Genomic DNA, 16143 nt, shown 5'->3' with positions numbered 1-16143 from the left:
TCCGGCTTTTATTGTCTCTACACTCAACCTTCTCAACCTGCTGGCGCCCCAACAAAGCGCGACGCTTTGAATTTTGGTTATGGCGTGGCGAAAATGGTGATTTTTGAGAACCGGCGCGCAGCGTACCCTGCATAATCCTTTCATCCGCTGATGAAAGATAAGATTATGCAGTCTTAAAGATCACGGCAGCCTTTGCACGTCCAATAGGACGTGCGGTGCCGTGTGTACGTGAGCACCGGAAGCGCAGAAAATTGCCATTTGCAGCCCGCCAGAGCCGAAATTCTCCTTAACCCATGCGTTCAGAGGCGTACGACCCTGGCGACGCCGGAAATACAACTGTCCGGTTACCATTGAGGAACACGCGGTGATGGATATGCGCATGGATGGCGCGTGCAAGTACCTGCGCTTCGACATCACGACCGATTGAAACATAATCGGCAGCCGATTGCGCATGGGTAATGCGGGCAACATCCTGCTCGATAATCGGACCTTCATCCAGATCAGCGGTGACATAATGCGCGGTGGCGCCGATCAGTTTCACGCCACGCTCATAGGCCTGCTTGTAAGGATTGGCGCCTTTGAAAGACGGCAGGAAGGAATGGTGAATATTGATGATCTTGCCGGACATTTTCTGGCTCAGCTCATCAGACAGAACCTGCATGTAACGCGCCAGAACCACCAGCTCAGTACCGGTCTGGTTGACGATATCCATCATCTTGGCTTCGGCTTCGATTTTATTTTCCTTGGTCACCGCAATGTGGTGGAAAGGAATATCGTGATTGACCACAACCTTCTGATAGTCAAAATGGTTGGAGATCACACCGACAATATCAATCGGCAGACCGCCGATTTTCCAGCGATAGAGCAGATCGTTAAGGCAATGGCCAAAGCGTGAAACCATCAGCAATGTTTTCACCGGCTTGCGGGTATCGTGGAAATCATAAGCCATGCCGAACTTGTCGGCAGTGTCCTGAAAACCACCGGCGATTTCTTCGAAACTCTTGCCCTGCTCGGTAATAAAGCTAACGCGCATAAAGAATTTATCAGCACCGAGATCATCGAACTGTGCGCTGTCAACGATGTTACACCCCATACCCGCGAGATATCCGGAAATAGCGGCAACTATACCGAGGCGTGACTGGCAACTGACGGTCAACACATAATTCTGCATGGGAGTGTCCCTTAAGCTTCAACAGTTCAAATGAGAATGAACCAGAAAATTCCGGTTCCGTATGAAGCTCTTACACAGAATTTCAGCGCTTAACAGTCCCGATTACGCTTTTGTTTGACGGATTCCTGCCATTTGCAAACAAATCTGCATGACCCATAATCTCAGGTTACAGGTGATGATTTCCTGACTTATGGGTGGTATGTAAAACTCACAAATGCGGATTGCGGGTCTTATATTTTTCAATCAACCGGTCATTGATTTCCGTGGCTCCCGGCATATTCGCACTGCGATAGACCGGAACTTCCCCGCCCTCTGCAGCCAGTTCTGCAGCAACCGCGGTAAAGATCGCGTGGAGAATGGTGGCACCAACGGCGGTGGAAACCGCGCCCGCTTTCATCCCGCTGTTTGGCAGCTGCATCATCGCATCACCCGCCGGAATTTCATTATCCAGCACCAGATCAGCCAATTCGGACAGTCGTACACGGCCATTGGCAGCGCTCGCAGAATAAGAAACAGATGTCAGCGCGATAATTTTTGCACCGGCTTCACGGCCAAAGCGCGCGGCTTCAACCGGCGCGGCATTAACACCGGAATTGGAAACAACCAGCAGAATATCACCGGCTCCAATATCATAGCGTTGCAGCAAAGGCTGAACCATGCCGCTGATACGTTCGAATTTGGTGCTGGAAGATGCGCCTTCATGCAGCATCGTGAAAGCTGACAGAACCGGTACGGTAATCGCCAGACCACCGGCACGATAATGCACCTCTTCCGCCAGCATATGCGAATGACCAGTACCGAACACAAAGACACGCTTATCATTGCGTGCAGCTTTGCCGATCATGGCAACGGCCTGCTTCATCGCCTCAGCCTGACTGTCACGCAATTGCGTGAGATGCGCAGTTAGACGGTCGAAATAATCATTGATAATGCTCATGCCTGCTGATCCTGTCGCGCACCGGAAATCCATGTCGCTCTGACATGGCACTGATCGTCCAGCCAAACCAGATCAGCACGCTTTTTCGGTGCCAGCACCCCACGATCCTTCAGCTGCAAAAACGCGGCCGGATAGGATGTCGCCATGCGCAGAGCTTCTTCGGAAGAGAGATCCAACATTGCCATACCATAGCGGATACCCGATGCCATATCGAGATCAGAACCAGCCAGCGTAGTTCGATCTTCCAACACCAGTTTCGGGCAATAACCACCCTCGACACGATAAACTGTGCGGCCGTTGAGTTGGAATGTATCGCGGCCGGAACCGACCAGCGACATTGCATCGGTAACAAAGAACAGGCGACCCTGCCCGCGTTTTGCCCGCAATGCCACACGCAAAGCCGCAGGTTCGACATGATGACCATCGGCAATAATGCCACTCCACACGGACGGATGATCCAATGCCGCACCAACGAGATTAGGCGTACGATGGCCGAACTGGCTCATTGCATTGAACAGATGGGTTACGCCCTGCGCGCCCGCATCGAACCGCGCCATAGCCATTTCATAAGTGCTGTCACTATGGCCGATGCTGATAATAACACCGCCTTCGGTCAGCTCACGCACCTGATCGGGTGTGACCTGTTCCGCAGCCATTGTCACCAGCAGACAACCGATTTTCTGCGCCGCTGCAGTCAGCGCCTGAATGTCAGCTGCCTCTACAGGGCGCATCAATTCAGCCAGATGCGCACCTTTTTTCGCCGGTGCCAGATGCGGCCCTTCAAGATGAAGACCGGCAACACCTTTATCAGCCTGCACCGCAGCCACGGCGGCAGTCATTGCCTGTTCTGTCACATCACCGGTATCGGTAATCAGGGTTGGCAACAGGCTGGTTGTGCCATATGGGCGATGGCCTGCTGCGATGGTGCACATGATTTCCGGTGTCGGCCCGTCATTGAGCATTGCTCCGCCACCGCCATTAACCTGCGCATCAATAAAACCGGGGCTGAGAATGCCGCCGTCCAGTTCAATGATCTGCAGATTTTCCGGCAATGCGTCACCATCCTGCACCAGACGGACAATCCTGCCCTTCTCGATCAGAACGGCAGTCCGCTCATGAAAACGATGACCGTCAAAAACACGCGCACCACGCAGCAGCTGAAAAACCATCAGACAGTCTCCGTTACCTTATTCAGATTAAGCGGCTTATCAGGATTAAAACCACGGCGGCGCGTCACCGCTTCGATCACACGATAATAGGCACCGAGCGATACCAGCGGATCAAGCAGAGCCGAACCGGTTGCCGGTGTTTTAATCTGGCTCCATGGCAGATCCAGCGGGGAAATGGCCAGAATATTGCCGCCAATGCTTTCCAGATGTTTCAGCGCCTGCAGATTATGCTGATAGGCCTGATCCTGCGAGACAAAGGCCACAATCGGGAAGCCTTTTTCCACCAGACGCATCGGGCCATGCATCAGCTCGGCCAGCGAGAAGGCTTCCGCATGAATCGCCGAAGTTTCCTTGGCTTTCAGCGCCGCTTCAAGCGCAATCGCCATTGAAGGGCCGCGACCGCCGATAAACAGCGACTGTTTTTCAGCCAGAATATTCTCAAGCGCATTGCCTGCATCAACCTGAACCGCGCCCAGTGCTTCCGGCAGCTGGTCAAGCCCGCCCTGCATCGTGCTGTCTTTGCTCACTGCAGCAATCACACCGGCCAGAGCCGCAGCAGAAGCGATAAAAGATTTGGTCGCAGCAACACTTTTCTCAGGGCCTGCACCGATCCCCAGCACGATATCGGCCTCATTGCCGAGCGGGCTGTCGGTCACATTGACCACGGCGACAGTGACCGCACCGCCTTTTTTAGCTGCGCGCTGCATGGCAACGATATCAGGGCTGGCTCCGGACTGCGAAACGGTGAAATGCACGGCAGAACCAAGCTGCAACGGCGCATCATAAACTGATGCCACCGACGGGCCGATTGCTGCCACCGGTAAGCCTAAACGGATTTCTGCCAGATATTTGAAAAATGTTGCCGCATGGTCAGAAGAACCGCGTGCACAGGTCGAAATCAGCGCGGGCTTACGGGAAGCAAAGACCGCCGCGATTTCTTCAAAAACCGGCTTCTGGTCTTTTAACATGGCTGCAACAACTGAAGCAGCCTGTTCGGTTTCCTGAAGCATGAGTGTTGGTGATACGGTCATCGGACCTCTCCCGTTTTCAATTCTGCAATAAAGTCATAAGCATCGCCGCGATAAAGCGAGCGGGTATATTCAACAATCCGGTCTGTTTGCGTGCGCGACACGCGCTCCATTTGCAGGGCAGCAGCCTTGTCAGCCACACCAAGCAAACGCGCATTGACCGGATCAAGCACAACAGCGGTCAGCCTCTGCAAAGCGCGCACCGGTTTGTAGCCATGCTGTTCGAGTGCTGTATAAAGCGACAGCGCACCGCTGAGCACAGCCTGTGCCAGTTCCGTTTCCTGTCCGGCAGCAGATAATGTAGCGGTACCCAACAGACGCTGCGGCACCACTGCACGTTCAATTGCCATCGGCATATCATCGGCAAGGCGCAGGCGCTCTACCCGCACCACCAGATCCTGCATGGAAATGCCAAGCTGGAATGCCTCTTCCGGTGACGGCTGCCCGATACCGCCGGATAGAATACGTACCCCCGGTACTTTACCACGGGCGATCATATCCTGCGAGAATGAGGTAAGTTGCCAGAGCGGCTGGCTGATCTTTTTCGGGCGTTCGCAAATATAGGTGCCGCTGCCATGACGGCGTTCCACCAACCGGTTTTCAAGCAATGCCTGATAGGCCGAGCGGATGGTGACCCGCGCCAGACCAAGCGCCTGCGCCAGTTCACGCTCGGGCGGCAGACTACTGCCAGCGGCGAGACTGCCATCCTCAATCAAATTGGTCAGCACCACGGAAACCTGCTTATAAAGCGGTCCGCCGGTCGTTTGCGCCGCTAATCCGCGCTGAAGAAGAGGAAGTAATCTGGTATTATCCATACCCAGACTATAATACCTTTTTAATACCAATGACAAATGGAATTATCTGTCAGCTCAAAATAAAAAGGGCAGCTTCTGTTGAGAAAGCTGCCCTTTAGAGCATTTCACAGTCAAGTTGGATCAACTTGACTTCTTGATTATGTCAAGTTGGATCAACTTGACGCCCGTGATAATGCGACCAAATAAAGAATTGAGACGCGAGCGCTATGATCCAATCTGGACGCAAACCGCTTTAGCATTTGAGCTATTGTACTAACACCGGTTCAGCCGGTGGCACCTCGGAGCTATCTTCCGGCTCCGGATGCTCAGGCTCTTTCACACGGAACCAGGCCAAATAAAGCGCAGGCAGGAACAGCAATGTAATAACCGTTCCGGCAATAATCCCGCCCATCATGGCATAGGCCATCGGCCCCCAGAACACTTCGCGGGAAATCGGGATCAGCGCCAGACTGGCCGCCGCTGCGGTCAGCGCAATCGGACGCATACGATGCTGGGAAGCCTGATAAACAGAATCCCACGGATGCATCCCCTCTTTGATATGATCCTCCACCTGCACGATCAGGATCACCGAATTGCGGATCAGGATACCGATCAGCGCCAGCACACCGAGAATAGCGACGAAGCCCAGCGGCTTGCCGCTTGGCAACAAGGCCGCCACCACACCGATCAGACCGAGCGGAGCAACCGCCACCACCAGAAACAGCCGCTGAAAACTCTGCAATTGCAGCATCAAAATCGTCGCCATAACGAACAGCATCAGCGGCACAACAGCAGCAATCGGCCCCTGACTTTTGGCGCTTTCCTCCACAGTACCGGCAACATGCACGGAATAACCAAGCGGCAGTTTCTGCGCAAATGCATCAACCTGCCCCTTCATCTGCTCCACCACCGTATCCGGCATGGTCTTGTCGAGAATTCCGGCAGAGACAGTGATCGTCGGCAGGCGGTCACGGCGCCAGACAACCGGCTGCTCAATCTCGTAACGGAAATTGGCAATCGAGGCGAGCGGGATGGAATCCCCGTTGCCGGTACCGATCTGCAGATTGCGCAGAGTTTCAATCCGGTCACGTTCCTGCGCCTGTGCCCGCACCACCACATTAATCAGATAGGTAGCATCGCGCACCTGTGTGATCGCCAGACCGCCGACCACGCTGTTGAGCGTCATCGAAATATCTTTGGAAGAAACGCCGAGTTTACGCGCTTTATCCTGCAATACATCAACCCGCACCACGCGTGCCGGTTCGTTCCAGTCATAAGCCACAACACCCAGACGCTGATCCTGCGCCATGATCGTAGAAACCTGATGCGCATAGCCGCGAACAGCCTGAATATCCGGCCCGCTGACGCGATACTGCACCGGACGGCCAACCGGCGGCCCCAGCTCAAGGAATTTCACATAAGCATCGGTGCCGATATAATCCTTGCGCAGCACCGCATCGAATTTCTGCTTCAGCCGGTCGCGCGCCTCCACATCCTTGGCGACAATAATCATCTGACCGAAATACGGATTGACCGGCTGCACATCGAAAGTCAGTACGAAACGCACTGCGCCCTGCCCGATATAGCTGCTCCAGTGGTCGATATCCTCATTGCCTTTGAGCATCGTCTCTTCAAAACGCAGCATCTGCGCCTGCGTTTCGGCAATTGAACTGTTCTCTGGCAATTTCCAGTCAATCACCAGTTCCGGCCGATCCGAAGACGGGAAAAACTGTCGTTCAATCAGTGTCATACCGCCGAGAGAAATCAGAAACAGCACAACCGTGGCAAAGATTGTCGTCCAGCGATGACGCATGCACCACAGCAAAGCCGAAGCAAAAGCCTTGCCGACACGGCGCGGCTTTTCCTCATGTTTTTTCATCGTTTTTGGCAGCAGCGTCACGCCAAGCAGCGGCGCAAACAATACAGCCACCACCCATGACACGACCAGCGAAACGGCAATCACCACGAACAAAGTATAAGTATATTCACCCGCCTGACTGGTGTTGAGACCGATCGGGATAAATCCGGCAATCGTCACCAGCGTACCGGTCAGCATCGGAAAGGCGGTGTGAGAATAGACATAGGTCGCCGCTTTATTGATCGGATCACCCGCCTCAAGACGTGCAACCATCATCTCCACGGCAATCATCGCATCATCCACCAGCAGGCCGAGCGCAATAATCAGAGCCCCCAGTGACACACGCTGCAGCGAAATATCCATATATTGCATGGTGAGGAAGGTGATCGCCAAAACCAGCGGAATGGACAGCGACACCACAAAACCGGCACGCACGCCAAGGCTGATAAAGCTCACAGCCAGAACAATAACCACCGCCTCGAACAGGGCTTTGGTGAAACCGGACACAGCCTCATCCACCACATCCGGCTGATCGGCCACCTGATGCACACTGATACCAACCGGCAGCTCCCCTTCAACACGCGCCATCAAATCATTGAGCGCCTTGCCGAAATCCAGCAGGTTCTCATTCGGCTTCATACCAATGGCAAGCCCGATTGCCGGTTCACCATTCACGCGAAACAGGCTTTCCGGCGGATTGGTATAGCCGCGCTTGATTTCCGCCACATCGCTGAGGCGGAAGAAGCGGTTATTAACCCGCAGATTGACGGCTTTCAGACTTTCTTCTGAGGTAAATTGCCCGCTCACCCGCACAGAAACCCGCTCCGGCCCTGCATTAATCACACCGGACGGGGTAATCGCATTCTGATCCTGAAGGCTTTTTAAAATCGCTTGCTGATCCAGCCCCAGCGCCGCAATCTGACGGGATGAAAATTCGAGATAAATCACCTCATCCTGCGCGCCGATCAGATCAACTTTACCGGCACTCGGTAATTGCAGAACCTGTGTGCGCACAGTCTCTACGTAATCACGCAACTGCCGGTGGCTCAGACCATCAGCCGTGAAGGCGTAAATATTACCAAACACATCGCCGAAGCGGTCATTATAAAAAGGCCCGTAGACGCCTTCAGGGAAATTCCCTTTGATATCATTAATCATATTGCGGGTCTGGAGCCAGATTTTCTCCACATCCCGCGCTTTGGTTGTCGCTTTCAGATTGACAAAAATCACCGCTTTACCCGGTGTTGTCACCGATTTGGTAAAATCGAGACTGTCGAGTTCCTGCAGTTTTTTCTCAATCCGGTCAGTCACCTGATTGATCGTCTCGTCCACCGATGCACCGGGCCAGTTGGCCTGTATCAGCATGGTTTTAATGGTGAATTGCGGATCTTCCTCGCGGCCGAGATTGATATAGGCGGCAATACCGGCAATCAGAAAGACCAGCATGAAATACCAGACCAGCGAGCGGTGATTAAGCGCCCAGTCAGAGAGATTAAATTTCTTCATTATTGCTCTCCCTGCGGCAGCTTAACCTTCTGGCCATCCTGCAAACTGTTCACGCCTGCACTGACAATGCGCTGACCGGCTTCCACGCCTTTGGCAATGAATTGCCCGTCCCTGCGGCTGACAACTTCGACGGCCTGACGGCGCACAGTCTGGCTCTGCGGATCAGCGATCCAGACATAGGTCTTGCCCTCCAGCTCCAGCAAAGCGGATAGCGGCAGAGCAATCTGTTCCTGATGGTCACCATTACTGCGCAGCGCTGTGATTGTTGTGCCTAAACGGAAAGCTTCCGGTGCATCATCAAGCGTGATTTTTACACGGCGCAAACGCGTGGCATTATCCGCCTGCGGTGCAATTTCCCGCACATGACCTTCTGCCTGCACAGTCGGATCAGCCTGCAGGAAAATCATGAATCTATCGCCGTCTTTGACCGTCTCCGCAATGTGGTCCGGCACATCGACAACGGCTTCACGCACATCCGGCCGCGCCACGGTCAAAACACTCTGTCCGGCAGCCACAACCTGCCCGACCTCGGCATTCACCGCGGAAACAACACCGTCAAAATCCGGATCCAGTTGTGCAAAACCACGCTCGTCTTCAGCCTTTCGCAAGGCAGCACGGGCTTTTTCCAGACCGGCAGCAGCAGTATCGCGCCCCTGTTTGGCACTGTCATAAACCGCCTGCGGAATACTGCGCATGGCCAGCAAACGCGCCTGCCTGTCCTCTGTGGCCTGTGCATTCACATATTGTGCCTCGGCACTGGCCATGTCGGCTTTGGCTGCCTGCAAATTCAGATCAAGCTGCGCGGGATCAATCATCGCCACAACCTGATCTTTTTTGACAAAATCACCGATATCCACATCACGCTGGATCAAGCGCCCCAAAACGCGGAAGGCAAGATCCGTGCTGAATTGCGGCTCCACAGATCCGGCAAAACCGCTTTGCTGCGAGGTTTCCGCTTTTGCAACAACAAACAATACCGGCCGGACAACCGGCTCCTTCGCTTCATCAGCCTGTTCACCACAGGCTGCCAGCATCAACAAAACTGATCCTGCCGCAGCAGCCCTGAAAATTCTGCGCTTCATCGTCCAACCCGTCGCCCGCATCACTGTGTTACTTTCTGCTCATCAGCCACCAGAAGCTCCACAACAGCGCCTTCACTCAGCAACTGCCCGCCGCGGGTTATGACCATTTGCCCGTCCTGCAAACCTTCAGAAATAATGATTTTTTCCCGCTCATAGTCCATAATCCGCACCAAAGCGGAAGAGACCGTTTTCGTCTGCGGATCAAGTACCCACACCGCCGGCTTTCCGCCCTGTGATGTCATCGCACTCCATGGCAAAATCACAGCACGCACCACCGGCAATTGCAGACTGCCGGTTACCGGAGCCGCGAGTGTCATTGCAGGTGGCGGCGTATCCAGTTCAACCTTAATCCGCACAGTGCCGGTTGTGGCATTCACCACCGGCGCAACCTCACGCACATGGCCGGTTGCAGTGACAGACGGATCGGAAACCAGTGTCAGACTCACCTGAGGCAGCGCCTGTTTCCCGCCTTGTTGCTCCATGGATTCCGCATGGGCAGCCAGCGCTTCCTGCACATCAAAAACAGCATCCCGCTCACCATCGGCAGCAATCACAAAGGCGGTTTGTGCCGCCTGCACCAGTTGTCCCGTTTCAATATTACGGGCAGTCACCACACCGGCGCGCGGCGCGCGCAATTCCGTATAGCTCATCATATCCTGCGCATTTTTCATCTGGCTTTGCGCACTGATAAGAGCCGCTTCCGCACGTTGCTTGGTTTCCTCCGCAGTGCCGAACTGACTGCGCGTGGTAAACCCCTGATCCAGCAATGCCTGTTGGCGTGTGTAATTGGCGGTTGCCTGTATTAATTGCGCCTGCGCCGCATTCAGAGAGGCCAGAGCCGAGCGCAAACCAGCCTGCTGCTCCACAGCATCAATACGCGCCAGCAATTCACCGGCTTCAACTTTTTGCCCCACATCAGCGCTGCGCTCTGTCACCTGACCGGAAGCGCGAAAAGCAAGATTGATAAGATTGCGGGCTGCAATAGTACCAGTCTGCACCAGTTTCGGGCGATAATCGCTGACACGGACGGTCTGCGCGCTGACTGCAACACTATGGGCATTCGTGACAGGCTGTTGCGAGGGAGGATTGGCCTGAGCAAAAACACTGCAAACAGATGCAAACATAAAGGAAGCGAGGGGAACAGGAAGAAGAATGTGTCTGCGCCGTCTGACCATCAAATTCACAACCTTTAAAATACCTATTGCATTACAGCAAACATAGCGGATCATTCCGGTATTAATAGTCTTTCTGAGCCTGACTTTATAAAATCGGGATGATAATAACTCTTTAAAACTGAATTTAGAAAGCAACTGACATGAGTACTGTTCTGGAAATCGCCGATCTGAAAAAACTGGCGCGCCGCCGCGTGCCAAAGATGTTTTTCGATTACGCAGATTCCGGCGCATGGACAGAATCGACCTATCGGGCCAATGAAAGCGATTTTGCCAAAATCAAACTGCGTCAGCGCGTACTGGTAGATATGACTGACCGTTCTCTGGCAACAACCATGATCGGCCAGAATGTGACTATGCCGGTAGCCCTGTCTCCGACAGGTCTGGCAGGGATGCAGCATGCGGACGGGGAAATTCTGGCAGCGCAGGCAGCACAGGAATTCGGCGTGCCCTTTACCCTCTCCACCATGAGCATCTGCTCGATTGAAGATGTCGCCGCAGCAACGAAAAAGCCTTTCTGGTTCCAGCTTTATGTAATGAAAGACCGTGATTTCGTCCGCAATCTGATTGAACGTGCCAAAGCCGCCGGTTGCTCAGCTCTGGTCTTGACGCTCGACCTGCAAATTCTCGGCCAGCGTCACAAAGATTTGCGCAACGGTCTGTCGGCTCCGCCGAAATTCACGCCGAAACATATCTGGCAGATGATGACCCGCCCGCAATGGTGCCTCGGTATGCTGGCAACCCAGCGCCGTACCTTCCGTAATATTGCCGGTCATGCCAAAGGTGTCAGCGACCTCTCATCCCTGTCCTCATGGACAGCCGAGCAGTTTGATCCGAAGCTGAACTGGGATGATGTGGAATGGATCAAGAAACTCTGGGGCGGCCCGCTGATCCTCAAGGGTATTCTTGATGAAGAAGATGCGCTGATGGCAGCCAAAACCGGTGCCGATGCGATTATCGTCTCCAATCATGGCGGCCGTCAGCTCGACGGCGCACCATCATCCATTTCGATGTTGCCGCGCATTGTTGATACTGTCGGTGACAAGGTGGAAATCCATCTCGACGGCGGTATCCGCTCCGGTCAGGATGTGCTCAAAGCCGTGGCACTCGGCGCGAAAGGCACCTATATCGGTAGGCCGTTTCTTTATGGTCTGGGTGCCATGGGCAAAGCCGGTGTGACCAAGGCGCTGGAAATCATCGCCCGTGAGGCGGATGTGACTATGGCTCTGTGTGGCAAACGCCGTATCACGGATGTGGATGCCTCAATCCTGCATAAAGACTAACAATTCCAGAGCGCCGTTCTTAGAGCGGTTACGCAACTTCGTTGCAAAACCGCTCTAATTTTTAGCTGACGCATTATCGTATCCATCAAGTTGTTTCAACTTGATGGCGAAATGCTTGTACCGGCGCTCTGCTCAGCAGTACACTGCGGATCGAGAAGCTGGAGTGAATACGCACCACGCCTGGCAGGCGTGAGAGAATTTCCTTGTGAATGACCTCATAGGCTGCCGTGTTTTCTGCTTCGGCACGCAGGATATAATCGGCATCCCCCGTCATCAGATAACATTCCTGAATTTCCGGATGACGGCGCACCGCTTCTTCAAAACGATTGAGATATTCCTCCGTCTGCCGCTCCAGCGTAATGCGCACCAGCGCCACCAACCGGTCATCAGCATCGGGTGCCGCAACAATCGCCGTATAGCCGCGAATAACCCCGCTTGTTTCCAGCAATTGCACACGCCGCAGGCACGCCGATTGCGATAAACCGACCTCCGTTGCCAGCTGACTATTGGTCATACGCCCGTCACGGCGCAGACAGCGGATAATATTACGATCAATAGCATCTAAGGTCGACACGCAGAATATTCCAATTCATAGTATTTTATCGTGCTGATTTAGCTATAATTCGCATAAATTACGAAAAATAGCAAAAACATTCGAAGACTATTCGACTACACTGAGAAACAGGGAGAGAGTTCCGGCACGTGATACCGCTCGTAAAGTTACGACGCTGAACGATGCTGCCTCTTATAAAATTTGTTTGGCATCTCTGGCATGGTCTGCATGCAGAGCATAACCTGAAACTGTGTTATAGTTTTCCGGATATGCATACTGGCAGCCAACCAACTTGTTGAACATGACAATGCGGAATTGCTTATGTCTGTACTCTTTTCTGAAACCCGTGCGGCAGCGCCTGTTGATACAACTGCCGGTGAAAATCCGGAAATCCTCGCGGCTGGCGGTATTCTCACCGTTGATCTGGCCGCTTTGCGCGCGAACTATAAGCTGATCGCCGATGCACTGAGCCCGACCAGAGCCGCAGCTGTTGTGAAAGCCGACGCCTATGGTCTGGGTGCGGATAAAGTCGCCCCGCAATTTTATGCCGCCGGTTGCCGCGATTTTTTCGTTGCACATCTGGGAGAAGCCCTGAAGCTGCAACCGCATATCGGCAAAGATGCTGTTATTTATGTTCTCAACGGCCTGCAGCCGCAGACAGAAAAACTCTGCGCGGATAATAATATTATCCCTGTACTGAATTCGCTGGAACAGCTGCGCAACTGGGCAGCTCTGGGTAAAGCCGGCAACCGGAAGCTTCCGGCACTGCTTCAGCTTGATACAGGCATGTCGCGCCTCGGTCTTTCCGAACAGGAACTGAAAGAACTGCTGGCAGATATTTCCTTGCTGGACGGCATTGATGTAAAATTCATTATCAGCCATCTGGCTTCTGCTGATAATGTGCAGAGCCCGCAGAACCACGCCCAGCTGGAGCGCATGCAGGCAGCTCTTAAACTTCTGCCGCATTATGCCGTTGCTTTTTCCAATTCCGGCGGCAGCTTCATGGAGCGCGGCTATCATTTTGATCTGGCACGTCCGGGCATCGCACTCTACGGCGGCGCACCACAGGAAAATGCACCAAACCCGATGCAGCCGGTTGTGTCGCTGCAGGCGCGCGTCATTCAATGCCGCACCGTTCCGGCACATACACTGGTCGGCTATGGCGGCAGCTATGAAACACAGGGCGAGACACGGATTGCCACGATTGCCGTCGGCTATGCAGATGGCTGGCCACGGCACTTAAGCAATAAAGGCGCAGCATATTATGGTGCTGTGCGCCTGCCTATTATCGGCCGTGTTTCCATGGATTCCATTACACTGGATGTCAGCGCCCTGCCGGAAGGCACATTAAAGCTCGGCAGCCTTGTGGAACTGATCGGCGCACATCAGAACCTTGAACAAGTGGCACAGGATGCTGGAACAATTTCCTATGAGATTCTGACATCTCTGGGGAACAGATATCATCGCAATTACATTAACGACATTCTTGCCTGAAGAACCAACAAGCCTGCACATGCGGCATCAGACAGGATATGACAGAGGCAGACCATGAAAGTTACAATACTCGGCAGCGGTGTGATCGGCGTAACGACCGCCTATTATCTGGCAAAAGCCGGCCATGAAGTGACTGTACTTGACCGTCAGGAAGGACCGGCACTCGAAACCAGTTTCGCCAATGCCGGTCAGCTTTCCTATGGTTACTCGACCCCATGGGCTGCTCCGGGTATTCCGCAGAAAGCGGCAATGTGGCTGTTTAAAAAACACTCACCGTTGATTTTCCGTCCGACCTGCAATCCGGCAATGTATAGCTGGCTGATGTCCATGCTGGCCAATTGCACCGCGTCAGCCTATGCGACCAATAAAGCCCGTATGTTGCGCATTTCCAATTACAGCCGCGAATGCCTGACCGAACTGCGCAATGATACCGGCATCACCTATGATGAAGGTTCAAAAGGTACTTTGCAGCTGTTCCGCAGTCAGAAAGACTTTGACGCGGTAATGACCAAGGATATTGAAAGCCTGCGTCAGGACGGCATCAAATTTGAAGTGCTGGATGCCGAAGGCTGCACCAAGGCAGAGCCTGCCCTTGCCAATGTAAAGCACATGATCACCGGCGGCCTGCGCATGCCGGATGACGGCACCGGCGATTGCTTCACTTTCACCAATAAACTGGCCAAAATGGCCGAAGAACTTGGTGTGAAATTCCACTACAATGTGAATATTAAAGGCTTCCAGCTTAACAGCGGTAAGATTGTTGCGGTTGAAACCAATAAAGGCATCTTCACTGCTGATCGTTATGTGGCTGCACTCGGCAGCTTCACACCGCAGCTGGTTAAAGGTCTCGGCCTCAATGTGCCGATCTATCCGGTCAAAGGCTATTCGATCACCATTCCGATTGTTGATGAATCCCGCGCACCGGTTTCGACCATTTTGGATGAAACCTATAAGATCGCGATTACCCGTCTCGGCGACCGTATCCGCGTCGGCGGTATGGCTGAAGTCACCGATTATGTGACACGTCTGCTGCCTGAACGCCGCGAAACGCTGGAACTTTCCGTCAGCGGCCTGTTCGGCGGTGCGGGTGACCTGTCCAAGGCAACTTTCTGGTCGGGTCTGCGTCCGATGACACCGGACTCAACACCGATTATCGGCGGCACAAAATACGACAATCTCTATATCAATGCCGGACACGGCACACTCGGCTGGACAATGTCTGCCGGTTCTGCCCGCGTTATGGCCGACCTGATCTCCGGCAAAAAACCGGATATTGATACTTCAGATCTCGGCCTGTCACGTTACAAGTAAAATTACATCCTCCGCTTAAACGCCGCCGCAAGATTTTGCGGCGGCGTTTTGCATTTCAGAGCAGACCAATCAGATGCGCCTTCATTACCGCATGAACCTTGTTGGAAACAATCAGCTTGTTCAGAACATTATTCATGTGAAAATGCACCGTGCGCGGCGTGATATTGAGTATGATTGAAATATCCTCAGCGGTTTTACCGTCACCGGTCCAGCGCAATATTTCCCGCTCCCGCAGTGTAATAATCTGATCCTCAGTATTATAGGTCTCATCCAGCCGATAAAGATCATAAAACCTTGTGAACAGAGACAGGCTCAACTCACGCAATTCCGGCTCCAGTTCCTTCAGCTCAGCTTTGCTGATTGCATCGCTGGTTCGGCTGAAAGACAGAAAGCCGGCAACCGATTGCGGCCCCCAGCAGGACTGCGTAATCCCCACAGAATGGCCGTCACGCCTCATTTCCTGCCACAGAATTTTATTCTGCTGATAGAGTTTCTCAGTCCAGACAACCGGCTTGGAAGACCGCATAGCCTGCTGAATTGCAGGATCGGTCAGAATACATTCATTGCGCACATAATAACTGCGCCAGCCTTCAGAATAATTGTCGAAACCCTGAATTTTCGGGCGCGTCAGTGACTGCGGGATGCGAAGAACAAAACTGTAATAGTCAAAGCCAAGCCGCACTGCATGACTACTGATAATATCGACAAGTTCAATTTCCTGTACATCTGTTAAATTGACACCATAAAGTATTGGCCGCGATATATTCATCGGAAAAACCTTATCT

Annotated in this window: 13 protein-coding genes; 3 read left to right on the top strand and 10 right to left on the bottom strand. The window is 53.3% G+C overall.

What is annotated here, in order from left to right:
* Positions 1-286: 286 nt before the first annotated feature.
* From purU to JNC80_RS04650, 8 genes are all read right to left on the bottom strand, one after another.
* Entirely contained in the window at positions 287-1171 is an 885-nt protein-coding gene (gene purU, locus JNC80_RS04685) for a formyltetrahydrofolate deformylase (RefSeq protein WP_151159776.1), read from the bottom strand.
* Between the two features lie 208 nt (positions 1172-1379).
* Positions 1380-2108, bottom strand: a complete 729-nt coding sequence (locus JNC80_RS04680; RefSeq protein WP_376709669.1) for an SIS domain-containing protein — start codon at positions 2106-2108, stop codon at positions 1380-1382.
* A complete protein-coding gene (gene nagA / locus JNC80_RS04675) occupies positions 2105-3277 on the bottom strand; it encodes an N-acetylglucosamine-6-phosphate deacetylase (RefSeq protein WP_376709668.1) in 1173 nt (390 codons plus the stop codon). The genes JNC80_RS04680 and nagA overlap by 4 nt, the downstream gene beginning before the upstream one ends.
* Positions 3277-4308: an SIS domain-containing protein gene (locus JNC80_RS04670; protein ID WP_022709350.1), complete on the bottom strand. Its 1032-nt coding sequence runs from the start codon at positions 4306-4308 to the stop codon at positions 3277-3279. The genes nagA and JNC80_RS04670 overlap by 1 nt, the downstream gene beginning before the upstream one ends.
* A complete protein-coding gene (locus tag JNC80_RS04665; RefSeq protein WP_022709351.1) occupies positions 4305-5120 on the bottom strand; it encodes a GntR family transcriptional regulator in 816 nt (271 codons plus the stop codon). Before JNC80_RS04665 ends, JNC80_RS04670 begins: the two co-directional genes overlap by 4 nt.
* Positions 5121-5364: 244 nt before the next feature.
* Positions 5365-8463 carry an efflux RND transporter permease subunit gene (locus JNC80_RS04660; protein ID WP_376709667.1) on the bottom strand — a complete coding sequence of 1033 codons (3099 nt, stop codon included), beginning with the start codon at positions 8461-8463 and terminating at the stop codon, positions 5365-5367.
* Entirely contained in the window at positions 8463-9545 is a 1083-nt protein-coding gene (locus tag JNC80_RS04655) for an efflux RND transporter periplasmic adaptor subunit (RefSeq protein ID WP_376709666.1), read from the bottom strand. The genes JNC80_RS04660 and JNC80_RS04655 overlap by 1 nt, the downstream gene beginning before the upstream one ends.
* A gap of 20 nt (positions 9546-9565) precedes the next feature.
* Positions 9566-10669 (bottom strand): efflux RND transporter periplasmic adaptor subunit, encoded by a 1104-nt coding sequence (locus JNC80_RS04650; RefSeq protein ID WP_170265280.1) that lies wholly within the window; start codon positions 10667-10669, stop codon positions 9566-9568.
* 191 nt (positions 10670-10860) lie between these two features.
* On the opposite strand from JNC80_RS04650, the gene JNC80_RS04645 reads away from it, so the two are divergent.
* On the top strand, positions 10861-12000 hold the full coding sequence (locus JNC80_RS04645) for an alpha-hydroxy acid oxidase (protein ID WP_151159770.1): 1140 nt from the start codon (positions 10861-10863) through the stop codon (positions 11998-12000).
* Positions 12001-12085: 85 nt separating this feature from the next.
* Here JNC80_RS04645 and JNC80_RS04640 read toward each other — a convergent pair whose 3' ends face one another.
* The gene (locus JNC80_RS04640) at positions 12086-12574 is read right to left on the bottom strand and encodes an Lrp/AsnC family transcriptional regulator (RefSeq protein ID WP_213598649.1); all 489 of its coding nucleotides are present in this window, start codon (positions 12572-12574) and stop codon (positions 12086-12088) included.
* Positions 12575-12874: 300 nt separating this feature from the next.
* On the opposite strand from JNC80_RS04640, the gene alr reads away from it, so the two are divergent.
* Complete coding sequence (gene alr, locus JNC80_RS04635) at positions 12875-14047, top strand: alanine racemase (protein ID WP_213598651.1); 1173 nt, start codon at positions 12875-12877, stop codon at positions 14045-14047.
* Positions 14048-14101: 54 nt separating this feature from the next.
* Positions 14102-15358 (top strand): D-amino acid dehydrogenase, encoded by a 1257-nt coding sequence (locus tag JNC80_RS04630; RefSeq protein WP_376709665.1) that lies wholly within the window; start codon positions 14102-14104, stop codon positions 15356-15358.
* 55 nt (positions 15359-15413) lie between these two features.
* Here JNC80_RS04630 and JNC80_RS04625 read toward each other — a convergent pair whose 3' ends face one another.
* On the bottom strand, positions 15414-16127 hold the full coding sequence (locus JNC80_RS04625; protein WP_022710089.1) for an autoinducer binding domain-containing protein: 714 nt from the start codon (positions 16125-16127) through the stop codon (positions 15414-15416).
* Positions 16128-16143 lie beyond the last annotated feature (16 nt).

The organism is Pseudochrobactrum lubricantis, from assembly GCF_041929865.1.
GTDB lineage: Bacteria > Pseudomonadota > Alphaproteobacteria > Rhizobiales > Rhizobiaceae > Pseudochrobactrum > Pseudochrobactrum saccharolyticum.
Note: the sequence above shows the minus strand (reverse complement) of the source record. Positions and strands in the feature narration are given on the sequence as shown.

Coding starts and splice junctions, on each gene's coding strand:
- purU (WP_151159776.1), bottom strand. CDS start 1,171: ATGCAGAATTATGTGTTGACCGTCAGTTGCCAGTCACGCCTCGGTATA.
- JNC80_RS04680 (WP_376709669.1), bottom strand. CDS start 2,108: ATGAGCATTATCAATGATTATTTCGACCGTCTAACTGCGCATCTCACG.
- nagA (WP_376709668.1), bottom strand. CDS start 3,277: ATGGTTTTTCAGCTGCTGCGTGGTGCGCGTGTTTTTGACGGTCATCGT.
- JNC80_RS04670 (WP_022709350.1), bottom strand. CDS start 4,308: ATGACCGTATCACCAACACTCATGCTTCAGGAAACCGAACAGGCTGCT.
- JNC80_RS04665 (WP_022709351.1), bottom strand. CDS start 5,120: ATGGATAATACCAGATTACTTCCTCTTCTTCAGCGCGGATTAGCGGCG.
- JNC80_RS04660 (WP_376709667.1), bottom strand. CDS start 8,463: ATGAAGAAATTTAATCTCTCTGACTGGGCGCTTAATCACCGCTCGCTG.
- JNC80_RS04655 (WP_376709666.1), bottom strand. CDS start 9,545: ATGAAGCGCAGAATTTTCAGGGCTGCTGCGGCAGGATCAGTTTTGTTG.
- JNC80_RS04650 (WP_170265280.1), bottom strand. CDS start 10,669: ATGTTTGCATCTGTTTGCAGTGTTTTTGCTCAGGCCAATCCTCCCTCG.
- JNC80_RS04645 (WP_151159770.1), top strand. CDS start 10,861: ATGAGTACTGTTCTGGAAATCGCCGATCTGAAAAAACTGGCGCGCCGC.
- alr (WP_213598651.1), top strand. CDS start 12,875: ATGTCTGTACTCTTTTCTGAAACCCGTGCGGCAGCGCCTGTTGATACA.
- JNC80_RS04630 (WP_376709665.1), top strand. CDS start 14,102: ATGAAAGTTACAATACTCGGCAGCGGTGTGATCGGCGTAACGACCGCC.
- JNC80_RS04625 (WP_022710089.1), bottom strand. CDS start 16,127: ATGAATATATCGCGGCCAATACTTTATGGTGTCAATTTAACAGATGTA.